Here is a 22825-nt window from a genome sequence, read left to right as displayed (position 1 = left end):
GCACACGGTCAGCGGACGAAGACCCCCGCCTGGCCGGCCAGGTCCAGGAAGTACTGCGGCGCGAGACCGAGCACCAGCGTCACCGCGACGCCCGTCCCGATCGCCACCATCGTCAGCGGCGACGGCACGGCGACCGTCGGGCCGTCCGCCTTCGGCTCGCTGAAGAACATCAGGACGATCACCCGGATGTAGAAGAACGCGGCGATCGCCGACGAGACCACACCGACCACGACCAGCACCCCGGCGCCGCCCTCGGCCGCCGCCTTGAAGACCGCGAACTTCCCCGAGAAGCCCGACGTCAGCGGGATACCGGCGAAGGCCAGCAGGAACACCGCGAAGACGGCGGCCACCAGGGGCGAGCGCCGCCCCAGCCCCGCCCATTTCGACAGGTGCGTCGCCTCGCCGCCCGCGTCGCGCACCAGCGTGACCACGGCGAAGGCGCCGATCGTCGTGAAGGAGTACGCCAGCAGGTAGAAGAGGACGGCCGAGACGCCCTCTCCCGTGGTCGCGATCACACCGGCCAGGATGAACCCGGCGTGCGCGATCGACGAGTACGCCAGGAGGCGCTTGATGTCGGTCTGGGTGACCGCGACGATCGCGCCGCCCAGCATGGTGACGATCGCGATGCCCCACATCACCGGGCGCCAGTCCCAGCGCAGGCCCGGCAGCACGACGTACAGCAGCCGCAGCAGCGCGCCGAAGGCCGCCACCTTGGTCGCCGCCGCCATGAAACCGGTGACCGGGGTCGGAGCGCCCTGGTAGACGTCCGGGGTCCACATGTGGAACGGCACCGCTCCGACCTTGAAGAGCAGGCCCATCAGGATCATCGCGGCGCCGATGAGCAGCAGCGCGTCGTTGCCCATGGTGGCGGCGAGCGCCGGGTCGATCTGCCGGACCGTGCCGTCGACGACGCTCGCGATCCTCGCGTACGAGACCGAGCCCGCGTACCCGTACATCAGCGCGATGCCGAAGAGCAGGAACGCCGACGAGAAGGAGCCGAGGAGGAAGTACTTCACCGCGGCCTCCTGCGACATCAGCCGCTTGCGGCGGGCGACGGCGCACAGCAGGTACAGGGGGAGCGAGAAGACCTCCAGCGCCACGAACAGCGTCAGCAGGTCGTTGGCCGCCGGGAAGACGAGCATCCCGGCGATCGCGAAGAGCGCGAGCGGGAAGACCTCGGTCGTGGTGAATCCGGCCTTGACCGCGGCCTTCTCACTGTCACTGCCGGGTACGGACGCGGCCTGGGCCGCGAACGAGTCGACGCGGTTGCCGTGCGCGTCCGGATCGAGCCTGCGCTCGGCGAAGGTGAACACGGCGACCAGCGAGGCCAGCAGGATCGTGCCCTGGAGGAAGAGCGCCGGACCGTCGACCGCGATGGCGCCCTCCGCCGCGATCTGCGCCTTCGTGGTGCCGTATCCGCCGGCCGCGAGCGCCACGACCGCCGCGAAGGCGGCGGCGAGGGCGACGACCGACAGGAACAGCTGCGCGTAGTACCGGGCCTTGCGCGGCACGAAGGCCTCGGCGAGTACGCCGAGCACCGCCGCGCCGACGACGATGAGCGTCGGCGACAGCTGCGCGTACTCGATGTGCGGGGCCGTGAAGCCGCCCTCGGCGGCGGGTGCCGCGACCGTCGTCCACAGACCGTGGACAGCTGATGCGCTCACTTGGCCGCCTCCGCTTCAATCTCGGGGGTGGGGTCCGTCTTGCGGACGTCGTTCATGGTGTGCTGCACGGCCGGGTTGACGATGTCCGTCAGCGGCTTGGGGAAGACGCCGAGGAGCAGCAGCAGCGCGATCAGCGGGGCGACGACCACCAGCTCACGGGCCTTGAGGTCGGGCATGGCCCGCACCTCGGCCTTGACCGGGCCCGTCATCGTCCGCTGGTAGAGGACCAGGGTGTAGAGAGCGGCGAGGACGATGCCCAGGGTCGCGATGACGCCGGCCACCGGATACGCCGCGAACGTGCCGACCAGCACCAGGAATTCACTGACGAAGGGTGCCAGCCCCGGCATGGACAGCGTCGCGAGACCGCCGACCAGGAAGGTGCCCGCGAGCACCGGGGCCACCTTCTGCACCCCGCCGTAGTCGGCGATGAGCCGCGAGCCGCGCCGCGAGATCAGGAACCCGGCCACCAGCATCAGCGCGGCGGTCGAGATTCCGTGGTTGACCATGTAGAGCGTCGCGCCCGACTGGCCCTGGGACGTCATCACGAAGATGCCCAGGATGATGAAGCCGAAGTGCGAGATCGACGCGTACGCGATCAGGCGCTTGATGTCGCGCTGGCCGACGGCGACCAGCGCGCCGTAGATGATGCTGATCAGCGCCAGCACGAGGATGGCGGGCGTCGCCCACTCGCTGGCGTTGGGGAAGAGCTGGAGGCAGAAGCGCAGCATCGCGAAGGTGCCGACCTTGTCGACGACCGCGGTGATCAGCACGGCGACCGGGGCGGTCGCCTCTCCCATGGCGTTGGGCAGCCAGGTGTGCAGCGGCCACAGCGGCGCCTTCACCGCGAACGCGAAGAAGAAGCCGAGGAACAGCAGCCGCTCCGTACTGGCCGCCATCTCCAGCTCGCCGCTCGCGCGCGCCTCGGCGATCTCCGCGAGCGAGAAGGACCCGGCGACCACGTACAGCCCGATGACGGCGGCCAGCATGATGAGCCCGCCGGCCAGGTTGTAGAGGAGGAACTTGACGGCGGCGTACGAGCGCTGGGCCGCCGCCGCCCCGTCGGTGCCCGCGTGCGCCCGGTCCCCGAAGCCGCCGATGAGGAAGTACATCGGGATGAGCATGGCTTCGAAGAAGATGTAGAAGAGGAAGACGTCGGTGGCCTCGAAGGAGATGATCACCATCGCCTCGACCATCAGGATCAGGGCGAAGAAGCCCTGGGTCGGCCGCCACCGCGAGGACTTCGTCTCCAGGGGCTCGGCGTCGTTCCAGCCGGCCAGGATCACGAACGGGATCAGCAGGGCGGTCAGCGCGATCAGCGCGACGCCGATGCCGTCCACGCCCAGCTCGTACCTGACTCCGAAGTCCGGGATCCAGGCGTGGGACTCGGTGAGCTGGTAGCGGTCGCCGGAGGGATCGAAGCGGACGGCCACCAGGGCGGCCAGGACCAGCGTGGCGAGCGAGAAGAGCAGCGCCAGCCACTTGGCGGCGGTGCGGCGGGCGGCCGGGACGGCGGCGGTCAGGACCGCGCCGACGGCCGGGAGCGCCGCCGTGACCGTCAGAAGGGGAAAGGACATCGTGATCAGACCGCCCTCATCAGCAGGGTCGCGGCAATGAGGATCGCCGTACCGCCGAACATCGAGACCGCGTACGAGCGGGCGTAGCCGTTCTGCAGCTTGCGCAGCCGGCCGGAGAGCCCGCCGACCGAGGCCGCCGTACCGTTGACCACCCCGTCGACCAGGGTGTGGTCGACGTAGACCAGGGAGCGGGTGAGGTGCTCGCCGCCGCGGACCAGGACGACGTGGTTGAAGTCGTCCTGGAGGAGATCGCGCCGGGCGGCGCGGGTCAGCAGCGAGCCGCGCGGGGCGACGACCGGGACGGGCCCCCGGCCGTACTGGGCGTACGCGGCCGCGACGCCGATCAGCAGGACGGCGACCGTCATCGCGGTGATCAGCGGCACGCTGATCGGCGGGTGCGGGTGCTCGAACTGCGTCACCGGCTCCAGCCAGTGCGCGAACCGGTCGCCGATGCTGAAGAACCCGCCCGCGAACACCGACCCGAAGGCGAGCACGATCATCGGGACCGTCATCGACCGGGGCGACTCGTGCGGGTGCGGCTCCCCATGGGCGCCGTGCGTCTGCGCGGCGGGCTCGACGTCCGGCTCCGCCGGGGAGGCGGTCGCCGTGTTGCGCCACCGCTCCTCGCCGAAGAACGTCATCAGCATCACGCGCGTCATGTAGTACGCCGTGATGCCCGCGCCCAGCAGGGTCACGGTGCCGAGGATCCAGCCCTGCGCGCCGCCGGAGGCGAACGCCGCCTCGATGATCTTGTCCTTCGAGAAGAAGCCGGACAGTCCCGGGAAACCGATGATCGCGAGATAGCCGAGACCGAACGTCACGAACGTCACCGGCATGTACTTCCGCAGGCCGCCGTACTTCCTCATGTCGACCTCGTCGTTCATGCCGTGCATGACCGATCCGGCGCCGAGGAAGAGGCCCGCCTTGAAGAAGCCGTGCGTCACCAGGTGCATGATCGCGAAGACGTAGCCGATCGGGCCGAGGCCCGCCGCCAGGATCATGTAGCCGATCTGCGACATCGTCGAACCGGCCAGCGCCTTCTTGATGTCGTCCTTCGCGCAACCGACGATCGCACCGAAGAGGAGCGTGACCGCGCCGACCGTCACGACGGCCAGCTGCGCGTCGGGGGCGGCGTTGAAGACCGCGCCGGAGCGGGTGATGAGATAGACGCCCGCGGTCACCATGGTGGCGGCGTGGATGAGGGCCGAGACCGGGGTCGGACCCTCCATCGCGTCACCGAGCCACGACTGGAGCGGCACCTGCGCCGACTTGCCGCACGCGGCCAGCAGCAGCATCAGCCCGATGGCCGTGAGCTTGCCCTCGCCGGTGTCCCCGTTCGCGGACGCCTCCAGGACCGGCCCGAAGGCGAAGGTCCCGAAGGTGGTGAACATCAGCATGATCGCGATGGACAGGCCCATGTCGCCGACGCGGTTGACGATGAACGCCTTCTTGGCCGCCGTCGCCGCGCTGGGCTTGTGCTGCCAGAAGCCGATGAGCAGGAACGACGCCAGGCCGACGCCCTCCCACCCGACGTACAGCAGCAGGTAGTTGTCGGCGACGACCAGCAGGAGCATCGCCGCGAGGAAGAGGTTCAGGTAGCCGAAGAAGCGGCGCCGGCGCTCGTCGTGCTCCATGTAGCCGATCGAGTAGATGTGGATCAGCGTGCCCACACCGGTGATCAGCAGCACGAACGTCATCGACAGCTGGTCGAGCTGGAAGGCTACGTCCGCCCGGAAGTCCCCGACGGGAACCCAGCTGAACAGGTGCTGGCGCATCGTCCGCGCCTCGGCGTCGTACCCCAGCATCGCGCCGAACAGCACCACGCCGACCACGAACGAGGCCGCCGCGAGCAGCGTGCCGATCCAGTGGCCCGCGCGGTCGAGCCGCCGGCCGCCGCACAGCAGGACCGCCGCTCCGAGCAAAGGCGCTGCGACGAGCAGCGCAATCAAGTTCTCCACGATTCTTGCGACCCCTTACAGCTTCATCAGGCCGGCGTCGTCGACCGAGGCCGAGTGGCGGGACCGGAACAGCGACACGATGATCGCGAGACCCACCACGACCTCGGCGGCGGCGACGACCATCGTGAAGAACGCGACGATCTGGCCGTCGAGATTGCCGTGCATCCGGGAGAAGGCGACGAACGCGAGGTTGCAGGCATTGAGCATCAGCTCGATGCACATGAAGACGACGATCGCGTTCCGCCGGATCAGCACACCCGCCGCGCCGATGGTGAACAGCAGCGCCGCGAGATACAGGTAGTTGACCGGGTTCACTTCGCGACCTCCGATTCGTCCTGGCCGCGCCCGGACTCATGGCCGGACTCGCGGCCGAGCCGCTCCGCGGCGCGCTGCTCCAGCGCCTTCAGGTCGGCCATCGCCTCGCTCGACACGTCGCGGATCTGACCGCGCCCGCGCAGCGTCTTGTTGACCGTGAGCTCGGACGGCGTGCCGTCCGGCAGCAGGCCGGCGATGTCGACCGCGTTGTGCCGGGCGTACACACCGGGGGCGGGCAGCGGCGGCAGGTGCTTGCCGCGTACGCGCTCCTCGGACATCTCCCGCTGTGTCTTCGCGCGCTCGGTGCGCTCACGGTGCGTGAGCACCATCGCGCCGACGGTCGCCGTGATGAGCAGGGCACCGGTGAGCTCGAAGGCGAAGACGTACTTGGTGAAGATGAGCTCCGCGAGGCCCTCGACGTTGCCGCCGGAGGCGGCGTTGGCCCTGCCGAGCCCGTTGAAGGTGGACAGCGAGGCCTGCCCGATGCCGGCGATCAGCAGGACGCCGAAGCCGAGGCCGCACCCCGCGGCCAGCCAGCGCTGGCCCTTGATCGTCTCCTTCAGGGAGTCCGCGGCCGTGACGCCGACCAGCATGACCACGAAGAGGAACAGCATCATGATCGCGCCGGTGTAGACGACGATCTGGACGACGCCGAGGAAGTACGCGCCGTTGGCGAGGTAGAAGACGGCCAGGATGATCATGGTCCCGGCCAGGCACAGCGCGCTGTGCACCGCCTTCTTCATCAGGATGGTGCACAGGGCCCCGACGACGGCGATCGTGCCCAGCACCCAGAACTGCACGGCCTCGCCGGTCGAAGTGGCCGAGGCGGCAAGCGTGTTCATCCCCCGATCACCTTCTTCGACATCGGCTCGTCCTCGCCGAAGGTCGACGCGGCTTCCTGCGGCCGCTCGCCCCTGCTCAGCGCCACCTGCCGCTCCGTGCCCGGCGCGGCCTCGGTGACCAGGCCCCGGTAGTAGTCCTGCTCGTCCATGCCGGGGAAGACCGAGTGCGGTGCCTCGACCATGCCTTCGTCCAGACCGGCGAGCAGCTGCTCCTTGGTGTAGATCAGCGACTCGCGACTGCTGTCGGCCAGTTCGAACTCGTTGGTCATCGTCAGCGCGCGGGTGGGGCACGCCTCGATGCACAGGCCGCACAGGATGCAGCGGGCGTAGTTGATCTGGTAGACGCGGCCGTACCGCTCACCCGGGGAGTAACGCTCCTCGTCCGTGTTGTCCGCGCCCTCGACATAGATCGCGTCGGCCGGGCAGGCCCAGGCGCACAGCTCGCACCCGACGCACTTCTCCAGGCCGTCCGGATGGCGGTTGAGCTGGTGCCGCCCGTGGAAGCGCGGCGCTGTCGTCTTCTGCTGCTCCGGGTACTGCTCGGTCAGCCGCTTCTTGAACATGGCCTTGAAGGTCACGCCGAAGCCGGCCACAGGATTCTGGAAATCAGACACCGTCGGCCTCCTTTCCGTCACTTGTAGTGTCCGGCCCACCACTGACAATCAGCTCGCGCTCGTGGCGCGGCCGCCTGCGGGGCACCGGCGGCAGCTCCTGCCCCGGCAGCGGAGGTACCGGGAAGCCGCCCGCCATCGGGTCGAAGGCGGCCGGCTCTGCCGCGTCCCGCGCCGCCGCCTCCTTCTCCTTCTTGTCGCGGAAGATGTCGGCGACGAAGGAGAGGAGCAGGATCGCGACGATCGCTCCGGCGACGTAGAGCACGATGTTCTGGAATTCCATGTTCTCGTTGCGCATCGCGCGCACCGTGGCGACCAGCATCAGCCAGACCACCGAGACCGGGATCAGGACCTTCCAGCCCAGCTTCATCAGCTGGTCGTAGCGCACGCGTGGGAGCGTGCCGCGCAGCCAGATGAAGAAGAACAGCAGCAGCTGGACCTTGACGACGAACCAGAGCAGCGGCCACCAGCCGTGGTTGGCGCCCTCCCAGAAGGTGCTGATCGGGTACGGGGCCCGCCAGCCGCCCAGGAACAGGGTGACCGAGACCGCCGAGACGGTGACCATGTTGACGTACTCGGCCAGCATGAACAGCGCGAACTTGATCGACGAGTACTCGGTGTTGAAGCCGCCGACCAGGTCGCCCTCGGACTCCGGCATGTCGAACGGGGCGCGGTTCGTCTCCCCCACCATCGTGACGACGTAGATGATGAAGGACACCGGCAGCAGGATGATGAACCAGCGGTCCTCCTGCGCCTCGACGATCGCCGAGGTCGACATCGACCCCGAGTAGAGGAAGACCGAGGCGAAGGCCGCGCCCATGGCGATCTCGTACGAGATCATCTGCGCGCAGGAGCGCAGGCCGCCGAGGAGCGGGTACGTCGATCCGGACGACCAGCCCGCGAGCACGATGCCGTAGATGCCGACGGAGGCGACCGCGAGGATGTAGAGCATCGCGATCGGCAGGTCGGTCAGCTGCATCGTGGTGCGCTGCCCGAAGATCGAGACCTCGTTGCCGGCCGGGCCGAACGGGATGACCGCGATGGCCATGAAGGCCGGGATCGCCGCGACGACCGGAGCGAGGACGTAGACCACCTTGTCCGCGCGCTTGACGATCACGTCCTCCTTGAGCATCAGCTTGACGCCGTCCGCGAGGGACTGGAGGAGACCCCAGGGGCCGTGCCGGTTGGGGCCGATGCGCAGCTGCATCCAGGCGACGACCTTGCGCTCCCACACGATGGAGAAGAGCACGGTGATCATCAGGAAGGCGAAGCAGAAGACCGCCTTGACGGCGACGAGCCACCACGGGTCGCGGCCGAACATGGACAGGTCCTCGGCCGCGAGGAACATCGGGTTCACGCGATCACCTCCGGTGCGTCGGTGGCGGTGGTGACGGTGGCCGCCGGGCCGATGCGGACGACCTGTCCGGGCACCGCGCCGGTGTCGGAGGCGACTCCGCCGCCCACCGAGTTCAGCGGCAGCCACACCACGCGGTCCGGCATCGGCGTGACCTGGAGCGGCAGGCGGACCGTTCCGGCGGGGCCCGTGACGGCGAGCAGGTCGCCGTCCTTGACGCCCGTGCCGGCCGCGGTCGCCGCGGAGAGCCGGGCGACGGCCGCGTGGCGGGTGCCCGCGAGGGCTTCGTCGCCGTCCTGGAGACGGCCCTGGTCGAGCAGCAGCCGGTGGCCCGCCAGCACGGCCTCGCCGGCGCCGGGGTGCGGCAGCGGGGCGGCGGACTCGGCCGGGTCGGTGGCGTGGGCTCCGCCCCAGGCGCCGAGGCGGTCCAGTTCGCGGCGTACGGCACGGACATCCGGCAGCGCGAAGTGCACGTCCAGAGCGTCGGCCAGCATGTGCAGCACGCGCGCGTCGGCGGGGGCGAGCGTGCGCGTCATCTGGTCGGGCTTGAGCGCGGCCTCGAACATCCGGGCCCTGCCCTCCCAGTTGAGGAAGGTGCCGGGCTTCTCGGCGACGGCGGCCACCGGAAGGACGACGTCCGCCCGGTCCGTCACCTCGCTGGGCCGCAGCTCCAGGGAGACGACGAAACCGGCCCGGTCGAGAGCTTCACGCGCGCGCGGCGGGTCGGGGAGGTCCGCGACCTCGACGCCGCCGACGAGCAGGGCGGCCAGTTCACCGGTGGCCACGGCTTCGAGGATCTGGCCGGTGTCGCGCCCGTAACGGCCCGGCAGTTCGGCCACACCCCAGAGGGACGCCACCTCGTCCCGCGCGCGCGGGTCGGTGGCCGGGCGTCCGCCGGGCAGCAGCGAGGGCAGCGCGCCCGCCTCGACGGCGCCGCGCTCGCCCGCCCGGCGCGGGATCCACACCAGGGACGCGCCGGTCGCGGTGGCGGCCCGTACGGCGGCGGTGTACGCACCGGGCACGGCGGCCAGCCGCTCGCCGACGACGATCACGGCGCCTTCGCCGCGCAGCGCCTCGGCGGCCGCGTTCCCGTCGGTGCCGAGTTCGGTGCGGTCCGTGATCGCGTCGAGCCACTCGGGTTCGGTGCCGGGGGCGGCGGGGAGCAGCGTGCCGCCCGCCTTCGTCAGGCCGCGGGTGGCGTGCGTGGCGACGGCGAAGGTGCGCTGGCCGTGCTTGCGGTGGGCCTTGCGCAGCCGCAGGAAGACGCCGGGCGCCTCCTCCTCGGACTCGATGCCGACGAGCAGGACGGCGGGCGCCTTCTCCAGCGCCGTGTACGTCGTCCCCGTGCCGTCGAGATCACGTCCGCGCCCGGCGACCCGGGACGCCAGGAAGTCGGCCTCCTCGCTGCTGTGCACGCGCGCGCGGAAGTCGATGTCGTTGGTGTCGAGGGCGACGCGGGCGAACTTGGCGTACGCGTACGCGTCTTCGACGGTGAGCCGGCCGCCGGTCAGGACCCCGGCCCGTCCGCGCGCCGCCGAGAGCCCCCGGGCCGCCGCTTCGAGCGCCTCGGGCCAGCTCGCCGGCTCCAGTACGCCCGCTTCGCTCCGTACGAGCGGAGTGGTGAGCCGGTCGGGACGCTGGGCGTAACGGAAGCCGAAGCGCCCCTTGTCGCAGATCCACTCCTCGTTGACCTCGGGGTCGTCGGCCGCCAGACGCCGCATGACCTTGCCGCGCCGGTGGTCGGTGCGGGTCGCGCAGCCGCCCGCGCAGTGCTCGCAGACGGACGGCGACGACACGAGGTCGAAGGGGCGTGAGCGGAAGCGGTACGCCGCCGAGGTCAGCGCGCCCACCGGGCAGATCTGGATGGTGTTCCCGGAGAAGTACGACTGGAAGGGGTCGCCCTCACCGGTGCCGACCTGCTGGAGCGCGCCGCGCTCGATCAGCTCGATCATCGGGTCGCCCGCGATCTGGTTGGAGAAGCGGGTGCAGCGCGCGCACAGCACGCACCGCTCGCGGTCGAGCAGCACCTGGGTGGAGATGGGGACGGGCTTCTCGTACGTCCGCTTCTTCTTGTCGAAGCGGGAGTCCGGGTCGCCGTGGGACATGGCCTGGTTCTGGAGCGGGCACTCGCCGCCCTTGTCGCAGACCGGGCAGTCCAGCGGGTGGTTGATCAGCAGCAGTTCCATCACACCGCGCTGCGCCTTGTCGGCGACCGGCGAGGTGAGCTGGGACTTGACGACCATGCCGTCGGTGCAGGTGATCGTGCACGACGCCATGGGCTTGCGCTGGCCCTCGACCTCGACGATGCACTGGCGGCAGGCGCCGGCCGGGTCGAGCGCCGGGTGGTCGCAGAAGCGCGGGATCTCGATGCCGAGCAGCTCGGCGGCACGGATGACCAGCGTCCCCTTGGGGACGGAGACCGGGATGCCGTCGATGGTCAGCGAGATCAGGTCTTCGGGCGGGACCGCCGCCTCGCCGCCTCCGGAGGGAGCACTTGTCGTGACGGTCATGCGTTCACCTCCGTGGGGTGGGCGGGCTTGTCGGCCCATACGGTCGACTTGGCCGGGTCGAAGGGACAGCCCCTGCCGGTGATGTGCTGCTCGTACTCCTCGCGGAAGTACTTGAGCGAGGAGAAGATCGGGGACGCGGCGCCGTCACCGAGGGCGCAGAAGGACTTGCCGTTGATGTTGTCGGCGATGTCGTTCAGCTTGTCGAGGTCGCTCATGCTGCCCTTGCCGGCCTCGATGTCGCGCAGCAACTGCACGAGCCAGTACGTCCCCTCACGGCAGGGCGTGCACTTGCCGCAGGACTCGTGGGCGTAGAACTCGGTCCAGCGGGTCACCGCCCGCACCACGCACGTCGTCTCGTCGAAGCACTGGAGCGCCTTGGTGCCGAGCATCGAACCGGCGGCGCCCACGCCCTCGTAGTCGAGCGGGACGTCGAGGTGCTCGTCGGTGAACATCGGCGTCGACGAGCCGCCGGGCGTCCAGAACTTCAGCCGGTGACCGGCGCGGATGCCGCCGCTCATGTCGAGCAGCTGGCGCAGCGTGATGCCGAGCGGGGCCTCGTACTGGCCGGGGCTGGTGACGTGGCCGCTCAGCGAGTACAGCGTGAAGCCCGGGGACTTCTCGCTGCCCATCGAACGGAACCAGTCCTTGCCCTTGTTGAGGATCGCGGGAACGGACGCGATGGACTCGACGTTGTTCACCACGGTGGGGCACGCGTAAAGACCCGCGACGGCGGGGAAGGGGGGACGGAGCCGGGGCTGGCCGCGCCGGCCTTCGAGCGAGTCGAGCAGCGCGGTCTCCTCACCGCAGATGTACGCGCCCGCGCCCGCGTGCACGGTGAGTTCGAGGTCGAGGCCGCTGCCCAGGATGTTCTCGCCGAGGTAGCCCGCCGCGTACGCCTCGCGTACGGCCTCGTGCAGCCTGCGCAGTACGGGGACGACCTCGCCGCGCAGGTAGATGAACGCGTGGTTCGACCGGATCGCGTAGCAGGCGATCACGATGCCCTCGATGAGGGAGTGCGGGTTCGCGAAGAGGAGCGGGATGTCCTTGCAGGTCCCGGGCTCCGACTCGTCGGCGTTGACGACGAGATAGTGCGGCTTGCCGTCGCCCTGCGGGATGAACTGCCACTTCATGCCGGTGGGGAAGCCGGCCCCGCCGCGGCCGCGCAGACCGGAGTCCTTGACGTACGCGATGAGGTCGTCCGGCGACATGGCGAGGGCCTTGCGCAGGCCCTCGTACCCCTCGTGTCGCCGGTAGGTGTCCAGGGTCCAGGACTCGGGCTCGTCCCAGAACGCCGACAGGACGGGCGAGAGCAGCTTCTCCGGGCTGGTCTCTCCCCCGGTCTCCGGCCGGGAGGCGCCCCCGTATTGGGTGGACAAGGTCATCACTCCCCCTCCTCGGCTTCCGGTCCGGCCGGGTGAGCGGGGTCGGACGCCGAGGTCTGCTGCGGAGCGTCGTGCGAGCTGAGGTGCTCGGACGGCGAAGGATCGTGCGGCGGCCCGTCCTGCCGGGCCTCCCCGCGCGGGTGGACCACACGGTGCTGCGGTGCCTCGCCCTTGGCGAGCCTGAGGCCGATGAGCGAGGCGGGTCCGGCGCCGCCCGTGGCCTCGACGGCGCCGGGGCGCTGGTCGGGGAAGCCGGCCAGGATGCGGGCGGTCTCCTTGTACGTGCACAGGGGTGCGCCGCGGGTGGGCCGGACGGGCCGCCCGGCCCGCAGGTCGTCGACGAGCCGCTTGGCGGATTCGGGCGTCTGGTCGTCGAAGAACTCCCAGTTGACCATCACCACGGGCGCGAAGTCGCAGGCCGCGTTGCACTCGATGTGTTCGAGGGTGACCTTGCCGTCCTCGGTCGTCTCGTTGTTGCCGACGCCGAGGTGCTGCTTGAGTTCGTCGAAGATGGCGTCGCCGCCCATCACCGCGCACAGCGTGTTGGTGCAGACGCCCACCTGGTAGTCGCCGCTCGGCTTGCGCCGGTACATCGAGTAGAAGGTGGAGACGGCGGTGACCTCGGCGGTGGTCAGGCCCAGCGTCTCGGCGCAGAAGCGGACGCCGGTGCGGGTGACGTGTCCCTCCTCCGACTGCACGAGGTGCAGCAGCGGCAGCAGGGCGGACCTGCTGTCGGGGTAGCGGGCGATCACCTCCCTGGCGTCCGCGTCGAGCCGGGCACGCACGTCGGCCGGGTAGTCGGGAGCGGGGAGCTGCGGCATCCCCAAAGACACCTCTTGATTTGCTGGTGTGGCTGTCACCGGTCGACGCCTCCCATCACGGGGTCGATGGACGCGACGGCGACGATGACGTCGGCGACCTGGCCGCCCTCGCACATCGCCGCCATGGCCTGCAGGTTGGTGAAGGACGGGTCGCGGAAGTGGACCCGGTAGGGGCGGGTGCCGCCGTCGGACACGACGTGCACGCCCAGCTCGCCCCTGGGCGACTCGACGGTGACGTACGTCTGTCCGGCCGGGACCCGGAAGCCCTCGGTCACCAGCTTGAAGTGGTGGATCAGGGCCTCCATGGAGGTGCCCATGATCTTCTTGATGTGGTCGAGCGAGTTGCCGAGGCCGTCCGGTCCGAGCGCGAGCTGCGCGGGCCAGGCGATCTTCTTGTCGGCGACCATCACGTCGCCCGGCTCCCGGAGGCGGTCCAGGCACTGCTCGACGATCCGCAGTGACTGCCGCATCTCTTCGAGCCGGATCAGGAAGCGGCCGTAGGAGTCGCAGGTGTCGGCGGTCGGCACCTCGAAGTCGTACGTCTCGTAACCGCAGTAGGGGTCGGTCTTGCGCACGTCGTGCGGCAGGCCGGCCGAGCGCAGGACCGGTCCGGTCACGCCGAGCGCCATGCAGCCGGTGAGGTCGAGGTATCCGACGTCCTGCATGCGGGCCTTGAAGATCGGGTTGCCGGTGGCGAGCTTGTCGTACTCCGGCAGGTTCTTCTTCATGGTCTTCACGAGCTCGCGCAGCTGGTCCATCGCGCCCGGGGGCAGGTCCTGGGCCAGGCCGCCGGGGCGGATGAACGCGTGGTTCATGCGCAGGCCGGTGATCAGCTCGAAGGCATCGAGAATCAGTTCACGATCACGGAACCCGTAGATCATGATCGTGGTCGCGCCCAGCTCCATGCCGCCGGTGGCGATGCACACCAGGTGCGAGGAGAGCCGGTTGAGCTCCATCAGCATCACACGGATGACACTGGCCCGGTCCGGGATCTGCTCCTCGATGCCGAGCAGCTTCTCGACGCCCAGGCAGTACGCCGCCTCGTTGAAGAACGGCGTCAGGTAGTCCATGCGCGTGACGAGGGTCGTGCCCTGCGTCCAGTTGCGGTACTCGGCGCTCTTCTCGATGCCGGTGTGCAGGTAACCGATGCCGCAGCGGGCCTCGGTGACCGTCTCGCCGTCGATTTCGAGGATGAGCCGGAGCACGCCGTGCGTCGACGGGTGCTGCGGGCCCATGTTGACGACGATGCGCTCGTCGTCGGCCTTGGTCGCGGCCTGGACGACCTCGTCCCAGTCGCCGCCGGTGACGGTGTAGACGGGACCTTCGGTGGTCTCGCGCGCTGACGCGGGTGGGGTAGTCACGAGTACGACCTCCGCTGGTCCGGAGCCGGGATCTGGGCGCCCTTGTACTCGACGGGGATGCCGCCGAGCGAGTAGTCCTTGCGCTGCGGGAAGCCCTGCCAGTCGTCCGGCATCATGATCCGGGTGAGGGCGGGGTGCCCGTCGAAGACGAGGCCGAAGAAGTCGTACGTCTCGCGCTCGTGCCAGTCGTTGGTCGGGTAGACCGAGACCAGCGAGGGAACGTGCGGATCACTGTCCGGCGCGCTCACTTCGAGGCGGATCAGCCGGCCGTGGGTGAGCGAGCGCAGGTGGTAGACGGCGTGCAGCTCGCGGCCCTTGTCCTCCAGGTAGTGGACACCGCTGACGCCCGTGCAGAGCTCGAAGCGCAGGGCCGGGTCGTCACGCAGCGTCTTCGCCACCTGCACCAGGTGTTCGCGGGCGATGTGGAAGGTGATCTCGTCCCGGTCGACGACGGTCTTCTCGATGGCGTTGTCCGGGAGGAGGTCCTGCTCCTCCAGGGCGCCTTCGAGCTCGTCCGCGACCTCGTCGAACCACCCGCCGTACGGCCGCGGGCTGGCGCCGGGCAGCGTGACGAGGCGCACGAGGCCGCCGTAGCCGCTCGTGTCACCGCCGTTCTTGGCGCCGAACATGCCCCTGCGTACGCCGATGACCTCGGCGGTGTCCTCGCGCTGGGCGGGGAGGCCGCTGTTCCCGGGGACGCCGTTGTTCTGCTCGCTCACCGCAGCAGCCCCTTCATCTCAATGGTGGGGAGCGCCTTGAGGGCCGCTTCCTCCGCCTCGCGGGCCGCTTCTTCCTGGTTCACCCCGAGCTTGGAGTTCTGAATCTTCTGGTGCAGCTTCAGAATCGAGTCGATCAGCATCTCGGGGCGGGGCGGGCAACCGGGCAGGTAGATGTCGACGGGAACAATATGATCAACACCCTGCACAATTGCGTAGTTGTTGAACATTCCGCCTGAAGAGGCGCAAACTCCCATGGAAATGACCCACTTGGGGTTCGGCATCTGGTCGTAGACCTGCCGCAGCACCGGCGCCATCTTCTGGCTGACCCGGCCCGCCACGATCATCAGGTCGGCCTGGCGCGGCGAGCCGCGGAACACCTCCATGCCGAAGCGGGCCAGGTCGTAACGGCCCGCGCCCGTCGTCATCATCTCGATGGCGCAGCAGGCGAGGCCGAAGGTCGCGGGGAAGACGGAGGATTTCCGCACCCAGCCCGCGGCCTGTTCGACGGTGGTCAGCAGAAAGCCGCTGGGCAGCTTCTCTTCGAGTCCCATTGGTGACCCCTCAGCCCCTCAGTCCCATTCCAGGCCGCCGCGCCGCCATACGTACGCGTAGGCAACGAAGACGGTGAGCACGAAGAGCAGCATCTCGACGAGCCCGAAAAGCCCCAGGGCGTCGAAGGAGACGGCCCAGGGATAGAGGAAGACGATCTCGATGTCGAAGATGATGAAGAGCATCGCCGTCAGGTAGTACTTGATCGGGAAGCGGCCGCCTCCGGCGGGCGTGGGTGTCGGCTCGATGCCGCACTCGTACGCTTCAAGCTTTGCCCTGTTGTAGCGCTTTGGGCCGATAAGCGTGGCCATGACCACGGAAAAGATCGCAAACCCTGCCCCGAGGGCGCCGAGCACGAGGATGGGCGCGTAGGCATTCACGCTCCTCGCTCCTTCCAGTCGTCCTTGACCGTTGGACCGCACCGGAGCTTGCGTTTTCCGCCGCCTCCGCGATCTTCGCCACGCGAAGATCACGTACATGTGAGGCAGTTCACAAACCCGGCTGCTTCGCATCCTATGCCTGCCGGTCTGTGATCTGCGACACGGGGTACGACAACGTCTTTGTGATCTCCAACACCCGACGAAGGATCATGAAGTCGGATGAGCGGTGATCTTTATACGCGAAGCACACGACTGGTCACGAGCCGTGACAAGTGAGGGTGTTACCGCTGGTCGGGGGTGTGTTGCGCTATCAAGGGAGATGCGCTCAGGCAAATTCGCAATGGACGGCACCGGGTGATAGAGGACGCGCTCACCCCGGCGGGGGAGCTTCGCGTACGAATGTGGACGCGTGCGCGCGTTCACGAGCGCCGGCAGCGCCCCGAGGGGCGCCCAACCTGTGACCTGCGTCACGTCCGCCCGGCTTCCATACAAGCGGGCTTGGCCAACAGTGTGAACGGATGGTAAGCGCCCGGCAATTGGGACGTATTGCGGAAAGCCCATGATCACAGGCTTGATCGCGCATGCCCGTATTGCCCGTTACGGCGTCAATAAAGCCCGGGCGGGGCCCGATTCGGGCCGCTGCGGCGCAACTGTGGCGCACCCCACCTTTCTTGAAGGGAACCGTGAACCCCTGATAGCGGTTGTCCCATGTCCCTCACCGCTCACATACCCAGCCACCGGAAACCCCGCCGCAGCGCCTCCAAGGTCGCGCTCCGTGCCGGAGTTGCCGGTGGCGTCCTCAGCACCATCGCGGTGGCCGGTGCTGCCGGGCCGGCGAATGCCGAGCCGGTGACCGCGACCCTCGAGATGCCCACGATCACCGCGGACCTGGCGACCACCGTCGCCGTCTCCGCCGAGGCCACCCAGCAGGTCGCGCACGCCTACGACCTCCAGGCCCAGCAGGACGCCGCCGCCGAGAAGGCCGCGAAGACCGCCAAGAAGGCCAAGGCGGACGCCGAACGCAAGGCCGAGGCCGAGCGGAAGGCCGAAGAGGCCGCCAAGAAGAAGGCCGCGGAGGAAGCAGCCGCCAAGGAAGCGGCCGCCGAGAAGGCCGAGCAGGAGCGCGCCTCGCGCACCGCGGAGCGCACGACGCTCAGCGCCTCCGCCGGTGACTCCGGCGTCTCCGTCGGTTCCTCCGACTCCTCCTCGTCCTCGTCGGCCCCGTCGTCCTCCACCGCCACGGGCAGCGCGGCGGCCGTGGTCGCCTTCGCGCGCGCCCAGGTCGGCGACGCGTACGTCTCCGGCGGCACCGGCCCCAACTCCTGGGACTGCTCCGGCCTCACCCAGGCCGCGTTCCGCTCGATCAACGTCGACCTGCCGCGCGTCTCGCAGGCCCAGTCGACCGCGGGCACCCAGGTCGGCCTGGACAACCTCCAGCCGGGCGACATCCTCTACTGGGGCAGCGCGGGCAGCGCGTACCACGTGGGCATCTACGTGGGCGGCGGCAACTTCGTCGGCGCGCAGAACTCCGGTACCGGCGTGGTCGAGCGTCCCCTGTCGTACGACATGCCGACCGGCGCGGTCCGCGTGCTCTGAGCGGTCTCCGCATCTTCTCCACGACGGAGGGCCGTCGTTCCCGCGCCCGGGAACGACGGCCCTCCGTCGTGCGTCCGGCCGCCGGCCACCCGTCGTCCGGCGTCGCTCAGCCCTTGCGGAACAACTCGACGAGGCGCGCGTAGCTGTCCCCGCCGTTCCCCTCCTCGACGGCCCGCTCGATCAACGCCTGCGACAGCTCGGGCAGCCGCCCGTCGATGCCCCGGTCCCTCCCCGCGTGGACCAGGTGCCCGATCGCCACGCGCTGCATGGCCGGAGTGGCGTCGTCGCCCGGGTAGTGACCGGCGTCCACCTGCCCGGCGTACGTCCCCATGAAGCCCGTCACCGCGCCCAGCCAGCGGATCGCGACCGGGGTGAACGCCGTCGCGGCCACGCCGTCGGCGCCGGCCAGGGCCGTGGCGTGCAGCCAGCCGCTCAGCGTCGTCCACATCAGGTCGAGCAGCGCCAGGTCGTAGAGCGAGGCGACGCCGGGGTCGTCGCCGAGGTCGACGGGGTCGCCCAGGGCGGCCAGGGTGTCCCGGTGGGCGGCGAAGGCGGCGGGTGAGCCGCTGTAGAGGAACATGCTCGCCGGGTCGCCGACCCCGGGCGGCGTCGACATGACGGCGCCGTCGAGGTAGCCGAAGCCGTGCCCGGCCGCCCAGGACGCCGTCTGCCTGGCCTGCTCGGGCGAGCCGGTGGTGAGGTTGACGACCGTACGGCCCGCGAGCGACCCGGCCACCGGCTCCAGCAGTTCCCGTACGGCGTCGTAGTCGAGCACGCAGACCACCACGACCCCGGCGGCCGTCACCGCGTCGCCGGGCGTCGCCGCGCGCACGGCGCCCCGGGCGACGAGCGGGTCCGCCTTGGCCGGGGTGCGGTTCCAGACGGCCGTGGGGTGTCCGGCGGCGAGGAAAGCGTCCGCGAGCGCCGTCCCCATCTGTCCCAGACCGAGGACCGTGACGTTTTCCCGGTTCATTGTCGTATCTCCCAAATGCGCAGTGTGTATTGCTTCTTGGTGAGATCAACCCTCGCAGCGCCCGGCGTCCGCCGACAGTGGCAGGAGTGCCTCCCTCCGCAAAATTCCTGCCGTACGCTCGCCCGCATGCACACCGTCGCCATAGCCGTGACCGAGGACGCCGGCATCTCCCCCTGGGAGCTGCACGAACTGTCGATCGCCTGCACGGTCTTCGGCGTCCCGCAGCCCGATCTCGCCGACCCCTGGTACGACCTGCGCCTGTGCGGTACGCGCAGGAGCGCCCCCCGTACCGGCTTCTCCCTCTCGACCCCGCACGGACTCGACGCGCTCGCCGGGGCGGACACCGTGATCGTGCCCTCGGTCCCCGACCCGTGCGTCGAGGACGGACAGGACGTGCCGCCCGAACTCGTCGACGCGCTGCGCGCGGCCGCCGGCTCCGGGGCCCGCATGGTGTCCCTGTGCACCGGCGCGTTCGCGCTCGCCGCGGCCGGACTGCTCGACGGCCGCCGCGCCACCGCCCACTGGCAGCACACGGCGGCACTCGCCGAGCGCTACCCGAAGGTCCTGGTCGACGACTCCGTCCTCTACACCGACGACGGCAACGTCCTCACCAGCGCCGGAGCCGCCGCCGGCCTCGATCTCTGCCTGCACCTGGTCCGCCGCGACTTCGGGGCCCGGGTCGCGGGCCAGCTGGCCCGCCGCCTGGTCGTCCCCGCCCACCGCACGGGCGGACAGGCCCAGTTCATCGACCATCCCGTCCCCGAGACCGACGACGACAACCTCGGACCGGCCCTCCAGTGGGCTGCGGCCCGCCTGCACGAGCCGCTCACCGTCGACGACATGGCCCGCCGCGCCCGCATGAGCCCGCGCACCTTCTACCGCCGCCTCCAGGCGTCCACCGGCACCACCCCGCTCCAGTGGCTGCTGGGCCGCCGCCTGGCCCACGCCCAGTCGCTCCTCGAATCGACCGACCTGCCGGTCGACCGCATCGGCGAGGAGAGCGGCCTCGGCACGGCGGCCAACCTGCGCCATCACTTCACCCGCCGGGTCGGGGTCTCCCCCAGCGACTACCGGCGCAGCTTCAGGGCGGCGCGCACCTCACCGTGACCGCCCCGGCACCGTCCGAAGCCTGACGTTTGTCATGTGTTCCTGTGCAGAAGATCGTGCTGCGGGCGGAGGGCGGGCCGCAGCGGTGCGATGAGGATGGGGAAATCGAACACCCACCGTGCACGAGTGACGAAACAGGAGTGACCATGCCCCTCGCCCGCGTCAACGCCCCCCGCCCGGAGCGCCGGAGACTCCGCCTGACCGCGGTGGCCACGGCCGCCGTCCTGTCGCTCGGGGCCGTGCCGGCGCAGGCGGCCGCGCCCGCGGCGACCGCTCCCGCCGCCACCGGGTCCGGCTCGTCCGCCGCGCCGTTAGCCGGGCCCGGACGCGGACTTGACCGGGCGGCCCTCCGGAGCTCGCTGGCGGCATTCCACGAAGCCGGTATGTACGGGGCCTATTCCGCGGTCCGCGACGGCTCCGCGCAGTGGCGGGGAGCCGCCGGGCTGGCCGACGTGGACACCGAGCGCCGGATGCGCCCCGACTTCGAGCACCGGATCGGCAGCATCACCAAGACCTTCACCGCGGTGGCCGTCCTCCAGCAGGTCCGCCAGGGCCGCATCGGGCTCGACGCGCCGATCGGGCGCTACCTGCCCGAGCTGATACCCGGCGAGCGGGGGCGCGAGGTGACGGTGCGCATGCTGCTCAACCACACCAGCGGCATCCCCGATTACATACTTCCCGCCTTCCCCGGCCTGACCGTGGACCCGGGCAAGGAGCTCGACGAGAACCGCTTCCGCCGCCTGCGACCGGAGCAGCTCGTCCGCCTCGGGCTCGCGGCGCCGCCGGTCGCCGAGCGCGGCACGCACTCCTACGCGAACACCAACTATGTGATCGCCGGGCTGCTGTTGCAGAAGGTGACGGGCGAGGACCCGGAAACGTACATCACCCGCAACGTCATCCGTAAGGCCGGGCTGCGGCACACCTACTTCCCGAGCTCGCCCCGCATATCCGGGCCGCACGCCAGGATGTACGAATCGATGTACGGCTACATCGAGCCGGCCCGCGACTACAGCGTCTACGACATGTCCTGGGCGGGCACGGCCGGAGCGATGGTCTCGACGATGCGGGACCTCAACGACTTCTACCGCCAACTGCTGGGCGGCAAGCTGCTCGGCCCCGCCGAACTGCGCGCCATGAAGACCACCGTCCCGGCCTACGAGCCCGATCCGGGCCAGGACGTCGCGATGCGCTACGGCCTGGGCATCTACACCCTGCGCATGCCCAGCGGCGGCTGGTACTGGGGCCACGACGGCGGTGTCTTCGGGGCCGGGACCTGGGCGCTCTCCACCGAGAACGGCCGCAGGCAGGTCGCCGTCGGCTACAACCTCATGAAGTACGAGCGGTTCGACGAGCAGAACAAGCCGAAGCCGGACCCGATAGGGGCGGCGCTGTTCTCGTACGTCGACGGAGCCCTCAGCGGCGGGCCGGGCAAGCCCTCGACGTCCCTCCGCCAGCCGGCGCCCGGCTCCCTGCCCCCGCTCCGGTCCCTGGTCACGCCCGAGCAGTTGCGCTGACGGCCCCCCGGCCGGGTGCTGTGCCGTGCGGCCGGGTGGTGACTTCCGTGTGCCGGGGTAAAGGAACGGAACCGACCGATTCAGCACCCTCACGAAGGACTCGAAGATGACGGACGACGCCTACCTGTTTCTCGCGGACGCCTCGGCCAGGCACCTGGGGGTGGCGTTGTCCGTCGTCGGTGACCTCGAATGCCTGGAGACCTCCGCCGTGCAGGCGTGGTTCGACGCCCAGGGCGTCACGGCACACCAGGAGCACGTGCGGGTACTGCCGCCCGAGGAGAACGGTTTCGTCCCCGAGGGGGCCGAGCGGCTGCCGGTCCCGCTCAGCGAGGAGGAGCTCGAACGCGTCCGGCGGGCCGGTGCCCCGGAGGCGACGGCCCGCCTCGAAGAGGAACTCCTGGCTTTCCGCGACTGCGCCGACGGGCGGGACGCGTTGCTCGGCAAGGCCCTGGCGGCCGGTGTCCCGCCGCACCGCATCGTGGAACTGACCGGGGTGGACCCCACCACGTTGGCGGCGGCCGCCGAAGCCTGAGCCCGGCACCGGCACCGGCACCGGCACCTCGTCCGTCCAGCCGGCCGTGCCCGTCCCCCGGGCCCGCCCCGTACACGAACGAGGCGGCGTACTCCGACACGGTTTCGGAGTACGCCGCCCGGCTTCGTACTACTGAGCCGGCCCGGCCGCGTCGGCCGGTCCGTCCTGCCCGCCGCCGAACACTTCCTTGACGAGCCCTTGCGTCGCCTTCTGGAACGCCACCGCCATGGACAGCGCGGCGTCGTCGACATAGTTCAGCGCGGCGGTCAGGGTCTTGCTGCCGTCGGGCGTGCTGTACATCAGCGCGGCGTGGCCCGCCATGCCGCCGTTGTGGGTGATGACGGTGCCGCCGTTCTCGCCCGTCTCCTGCACGAACACCCCCAGGCCGTAGCCGGCCTTGGGATGCGGCGTGCACATCTCGGCCAGCAGCGGGGCCGGCAGGAGCTTGCCGCCCATCAGCGCGGAGATGAACGTGTGGAGGTCCCGGGTGGTCGAGATCATGTCTCCGCCGGTGGAGATCCAGGAGGGGTTCTGGCGGGTGACGTCGACCGTCTCCTGCCGGCCGGCGTCCTCGTACCGGTAGTAGGCGTGGGTGTGCGGCTCGGGGATCTCCGGGCTTGCGTCCGGCACCACGGTGTCCGACAGCCCGAGCGGCCCCAGGATCAGCCGCCGCATCTCCTCGGCGAGCGAGCGGCCGGTGACCTTCTCGATCAGCAGCCTGGCCAGCACGTAGTTGGTGTTGGAGTAGTTCCAGTCCGTCCCCGGCTCGAACCGCGCCGGCTTGGACAGCGCCAGCCGTACCAGCTCTTCCGGCCGGTAGGTCCTGAACCGGTTGTCCACCCACTCCCGGCCCGCGATCGTGGCGGGGATCCCCGGAACGAACGTCCCGTCGGCGTCGTAGTCGCCGGTGAAGTTGAACACCCCGCTGGTGTGCTGCAACAGCATCCGCACCGTGATCTTCGGGTCCAGCCCGAACTCGGGCAGGTGGCCGGCCACCGGGACGTCCAGCCCGATCTTGCCCTCGGCCACCAGTTGCAGCACCACGGTCGCGGTGAAGGTCTTG

At 70.1% G+C, this 22825-nt stretch carries 20 protein-coding genes; 4 read left to right on the top strand and 16 right to left on the bottom strand.

Annotation, left to right across the window (positions count from 1 at the left end):
- Nucleotides 1-8 precede the first annotated feature (8 nt).
- The 14 genes from nuoN to ACWD0Y_RS06970 are packed head-to-tail and all read right to left on the bottom strand — an operon-like array spanning nt 9 to nt 16040.
- Nucleotides 9-1664, bottom strand: coding sequence for an NADH-quinone oxidoreductase subunit NuoN (gene nuoN, locus ACWD0Y_RS07035; protein ID WP_450259404.1), 1656 nt, complete (start codon nt 1662-1664; stop codon nt 9-11).
- Nucleotides 1661-3238, bottom strand: a complete 1578-nt coding sequence (locus ACWD0Y_RS07030) for an NADH-quinone oxidoreductase subunit M (protein ID WP_450259403.1) — start codon at nt 3236-3238, stop codon at nt 1661-1663. Before ACWD0Y_RS07030 ends, nuoN begins: the two co-directional genes overlap by 4 nt.
- Nucleotides 3239-3243: 5 nt before the next feature.
- Nucleotides 3244-5196 (bottom strand): NADH-quinone oxidoreductase subunit L, encoded by a 1953-nt coding sequence (gene nuoL / locus ACWD0Y_RS07025; RefSeq protein ID WP_450259402.1) that lies wholly within the window; start codon nt 5194-5196, stop codon nt 3244-3246.
- A 15-nt stretch (nt 5197-5211) separates the two neighbouring features.
- Nucleotides 5212-5511, bottom strand: coding sequence for an NADH-quinone oxidoreductase subunit NuoK (gene nuoK / locus ACWD0Y_RS07020; protein WP_093799614.1), 300 nt, complete (start codon nt 5509-5511; stop codon nt 5212-5214).
- Entirely contained in the window at nt 5508-6353 is an 846-nt protein-coding gene (locus ACWD0Y_RS07015) for an NADH-quinone oxidoreductase subunit J (protein ID WP_093799615.1), read from the bottom strand. The genes nuoK and ACWD0Y_RS07015 overlap by 4 nt, the downstream gene beginning before the upstream one ends.
- Complete coding sequence (gene nuoI, locus ACWD0Y_RS07010) at nt 6350-6967, bottom strand: NADH-quinone oxidoreductase subunit NuoI (protein WP_450259401.1); 618 nt, start codon at nt 6965-6967, stop codon at nt 6350-6352. Before nuoI ends, ACWD0Y_RS07015 begins: the two co-directional genes overlap by 4 nt.
- Complete coding sequence (gene nuoH, locus ACWD0Y_RS07005) at nt 6960-8312, bottom strand: NADH-quinone oxidoreductase subunit NuoH (RefSeq protein ID WP_450259491.1); 1353 nt, start codon at nt 8310-8312, stop codon at nt 6960-6962. The genes nuoI and nuoH overlap by 8 nt, the downstream gene beginning before the upstream one ends.
- Before the next feature lie 5 nt (nt 8313-8317).
- Entirely contained in the window at nt 8318-10828 is a 2511-nt protein-coding gene (locus tag ACWD0Y_RS07000; RefSeq protein ID WP_450259400.1) for an NADH-quinone oxidoreductase subunit G, read from the bottom strand.
- Nucleotides 10825-12210: an NADH-quinone oxidoreductase subunit NuoF gene (nuoF, locus tag ACWD0Y_RS06995; RefSeq protein ID WP_450259399.1), complete on the bottom strand. Its 1386-nt coding sequence runs from the start codon at nt 12208-12210 to the stop codon at nt 10825-10827. The genes ACWD0Y_RS07000 and nuoF overlap by 4 nt, the downstream gene beginning before the upstream one ends.
- Nucleotides 12210-13031, bottom strand: coding sequence for an NADH-quinone oxidoreductase subunit NuoE (nuoE, locus tag ACWD0Y_RS06990; RefSeq protein WP_450259398.1), 822 nt, complete (start codon nt 13029-13031; stop codon nt 12210-12212). Before nuoE ends, nuoF begins: the two co-directional genes overlap by 1 nt.
- A gap of 35 nt (nt 13032-13066) precedes the next feature.
- A complete protein-coding gene (locus ACWD0Y_RS06985) occupies nt 13067-14392 on the bottom strand; it encodes an NADH-quinone oxidoreductase subunit D (RefSeq protein WP_093799620.1) in 1326 nt (441 codons plus the stop codon).
- Nucleotides 14389-15111, bottom strand: coding sequence for an NADH-quinone oxidoreductase subunit C (locus tag ACWD0Y_RS06980; RefSeq protein ID WP_450259397.1), 723 nt, complete (start codon nt 15109-15111; stop codon nt 14389-14391). Before ACWD0Y_RS06980 ends, ACWD0Y_RS06985 begins: the two co-directional genes overlap by 4 nt.
- Nucleotides 15108-15662, bottom strand: coding sequence for a NuoB/complex I 20 kDa subunit family protein (locus ACWD0Y_RS06975; protein WP_450259396.1), 555 nt, complete (start codon nt 15660-15662; stop codon nt 15108-15110). Before ACWD0Y_RS06975 ends, ACWD0Y_RS06980 begins: the two co-directional genes overlap by 4 nt.
- An 18-nt stretch (nt 15663-15680) precedes the next feature.
- Nucleotides 15681-16040 (bottom strand): NADH-quinone oxidoreductase subunit A, encoded by a 360-nt coding sequence (locus tag ACWD0Y_RS06970; RefSeq protein ID WP_073792966.1) that lies wholly within the window; start codon nt 16038-16040, stop codon nt 15681-15683.
- A 708-nt stretch (nt 16041-16748) separates the two neighbouring features.
- Here ACWD0Y_RS06970 and ACWD0Y_RS06965 point away from each other — a divergent pair.
- Nucleotides 16749-17636 carry a C40 family peptidase gene (locus ACWD0Y_RS06965; protein WP_450259395.1) on the top strand — a complete coding sequence of 296 codons (888 nt, stop codon included), beginning with the start codon at nt 16749-16751 and terminating at the stop codon, nt 17634-17636.
- 106 nt (nt 17637-17742) lie between these two features.
- Here the strand turns inward: ACWD0Y_RS06965 and ACWD0Y_RS06960 are convergent, their stop codons facing one another.
- Nucleotides 17743-18609 (bottom strand): NAD(P)-dependent oxidoreductase, encoded by an 867-nt coding sequence (locus ACWD0Y_RS06960; RefSeq protein WP_450259394.1) that lies wholly within the window; start codon nt 18607-18609, stop codon nt 17743-17745.
- A gap of 126 nt (nt 18610-18735) precedes the next feature.
- Between ACWD0Y_RS06960 and ACWD0Y_RS06955 the strand changes: the two genes are divergently transcribed.
- From ACWD0Y_RS06955 to ACWD0Y_RS06945, 3 genes are all read left to right on the top strand, one after another.
- Nucleotides 18736-19716, top strand: a complete 981-nt coding sequence (locus ACWD0Y_RS06955; protein WP_450259393.1) for a helix-turn-helix domain-containing protein — start codon at nt 18736-18738, stop codon at nt 19714-19716.
- Between the two features lie 146 nt (nt 19717-19862).
- Complete coding sequence (locus ACWD0Y_RS06950) at nt 19863-21230, top strand: serine hydrolase domain-containing protein (protein ID WP_450259392.1); 1368 nt, start codon at nt 19863-19865, stop codon at nt 21228-21230.
- 106 nt (nt 21231-21336) lie between these two features.
- Entirely contained in the window at nt 21337-21762 is a 426-nt protein-coding gene (locus tag ACWD0Y_RS06945; RefSeq protein ID WP_450259391.1) for a DUF6003 family protein, read from the top strand.
- Nucleotides 21763-21891: 129 nt separating this feature from the next.
- Here ACWD0Y_RS06945 and ACWD0Y_RS06940 read toward each other — a convergent pair.
- Nucleotides 21892-22825: serine hydrolase domain-containing protein (locus ACWD0Y_RS06940; RefSeq protein WP_450259390.1), on the bottom strand; the 934-nt coding region annotated here is incomplete at its 5' end.

The sequence above is a fragment of the Streptomyces altiplanensis genome, from assembly GCF_053591575.1.
Note: the sequence above shows the minus strand (reverse complement) of the source record. Positions and strands in the feature narration are given on the sequence as shown.

What these genes read in the sequence shown, in the direction of transcription:
- ACWD0Y_RS07000 (WP_450259400.1), bottom strand. Translation starts at nt 10,828, where the DNA reads ATGACCGTCACGACAAGTGCTCCCTCCGGAGGCGGCGAGGCGGCGGTC.
- ACWD0Y_RS06955 (WP_450259393.1), top strand. Translation starts at nt 18,736, where the DNA reads ATGCACACCGTCGCCATAGCCGTGACCGAGGACGCCGGCATCTCCCCC.
- ACWD0Y_RS06950 (WP_450259392.1), top strand. Translation starts at nt 19,863, where the DNA reads ATGCCCCTCGCCCGCGTCAACGCCCCCCGCCCGGAGCGCCGGAGACTC.
- ACWD0Y_RS06945 (WP_450259391.1), top strand. Translation starts at nt 21,337, where the DNA reads ATGACGGACGACGCCTACCTGTTTCTCGCGGACGCCTCGGCCAGGCAC.
- nuoF (WP_450259399.1), bottom strand. Translation starts at nt 12,210, where the DNA reads ATGACCTTGTCCACCCAATACGGGGGCGCCTCCCGGCCGGAGACCGGG.
- nuoH (WP_450259491.1), bottom strand. Translation starts at nt 8,312, where the DNA reads ATGTTCCTCGCGGCCGAGGACCTGTCCATGTTCGGCCGCGACCCGTGG.
- ACWD0Y_RS06965 (WP_450259395.1), top strand. Translation starts at nt 16,749, where the DNA reads ATGTCCCTCACCGCTCACATACCCAGCCACCGGAAACCCCGCCGCAGC.
- ACWD0Y_RS06960 (WP_450259394.1), bottom strand. Translation starts at nt 18,609, where the DNA reads ATGAACCGGGAAAACGTCACGGTCCTCGGTCTGGGACAGATGGGGACG.
- nuoE (WP_450259398.1), bottom strand. Translation starts at nt 13,031, where the DNA reads ATGCCGCAGCTCCCCGCTCCCGACTACCCGGCCGACGTGCGTGCCCGG.
- ACWD0Y_RS07015 (WP_093799615.1), bottom strand. Translation starts at nt 6,353, where the DNA reads ATGAACACGCTTGCCGCCTCGGCCACTTCGACCGGCGAGGCCGTGCAG.
- ACWD0Y_RS07030 (WP_450259403.1), bottom strand. Translation starts at nt 3,238, where the DNA reads ATGTCCTTTCCCCTTCTGACGGTCACGGCGGCGCTCCCGGCCGTCGGC.
- ACWD0Y_RS06975 (WP_450259396.1), bottom strand. Translation starts at nt 15,662, where the DNA reads ATGGGACTCGAAGAGAAGCTGCCCAGCGGCTTTCTGCTGACCACCGTC.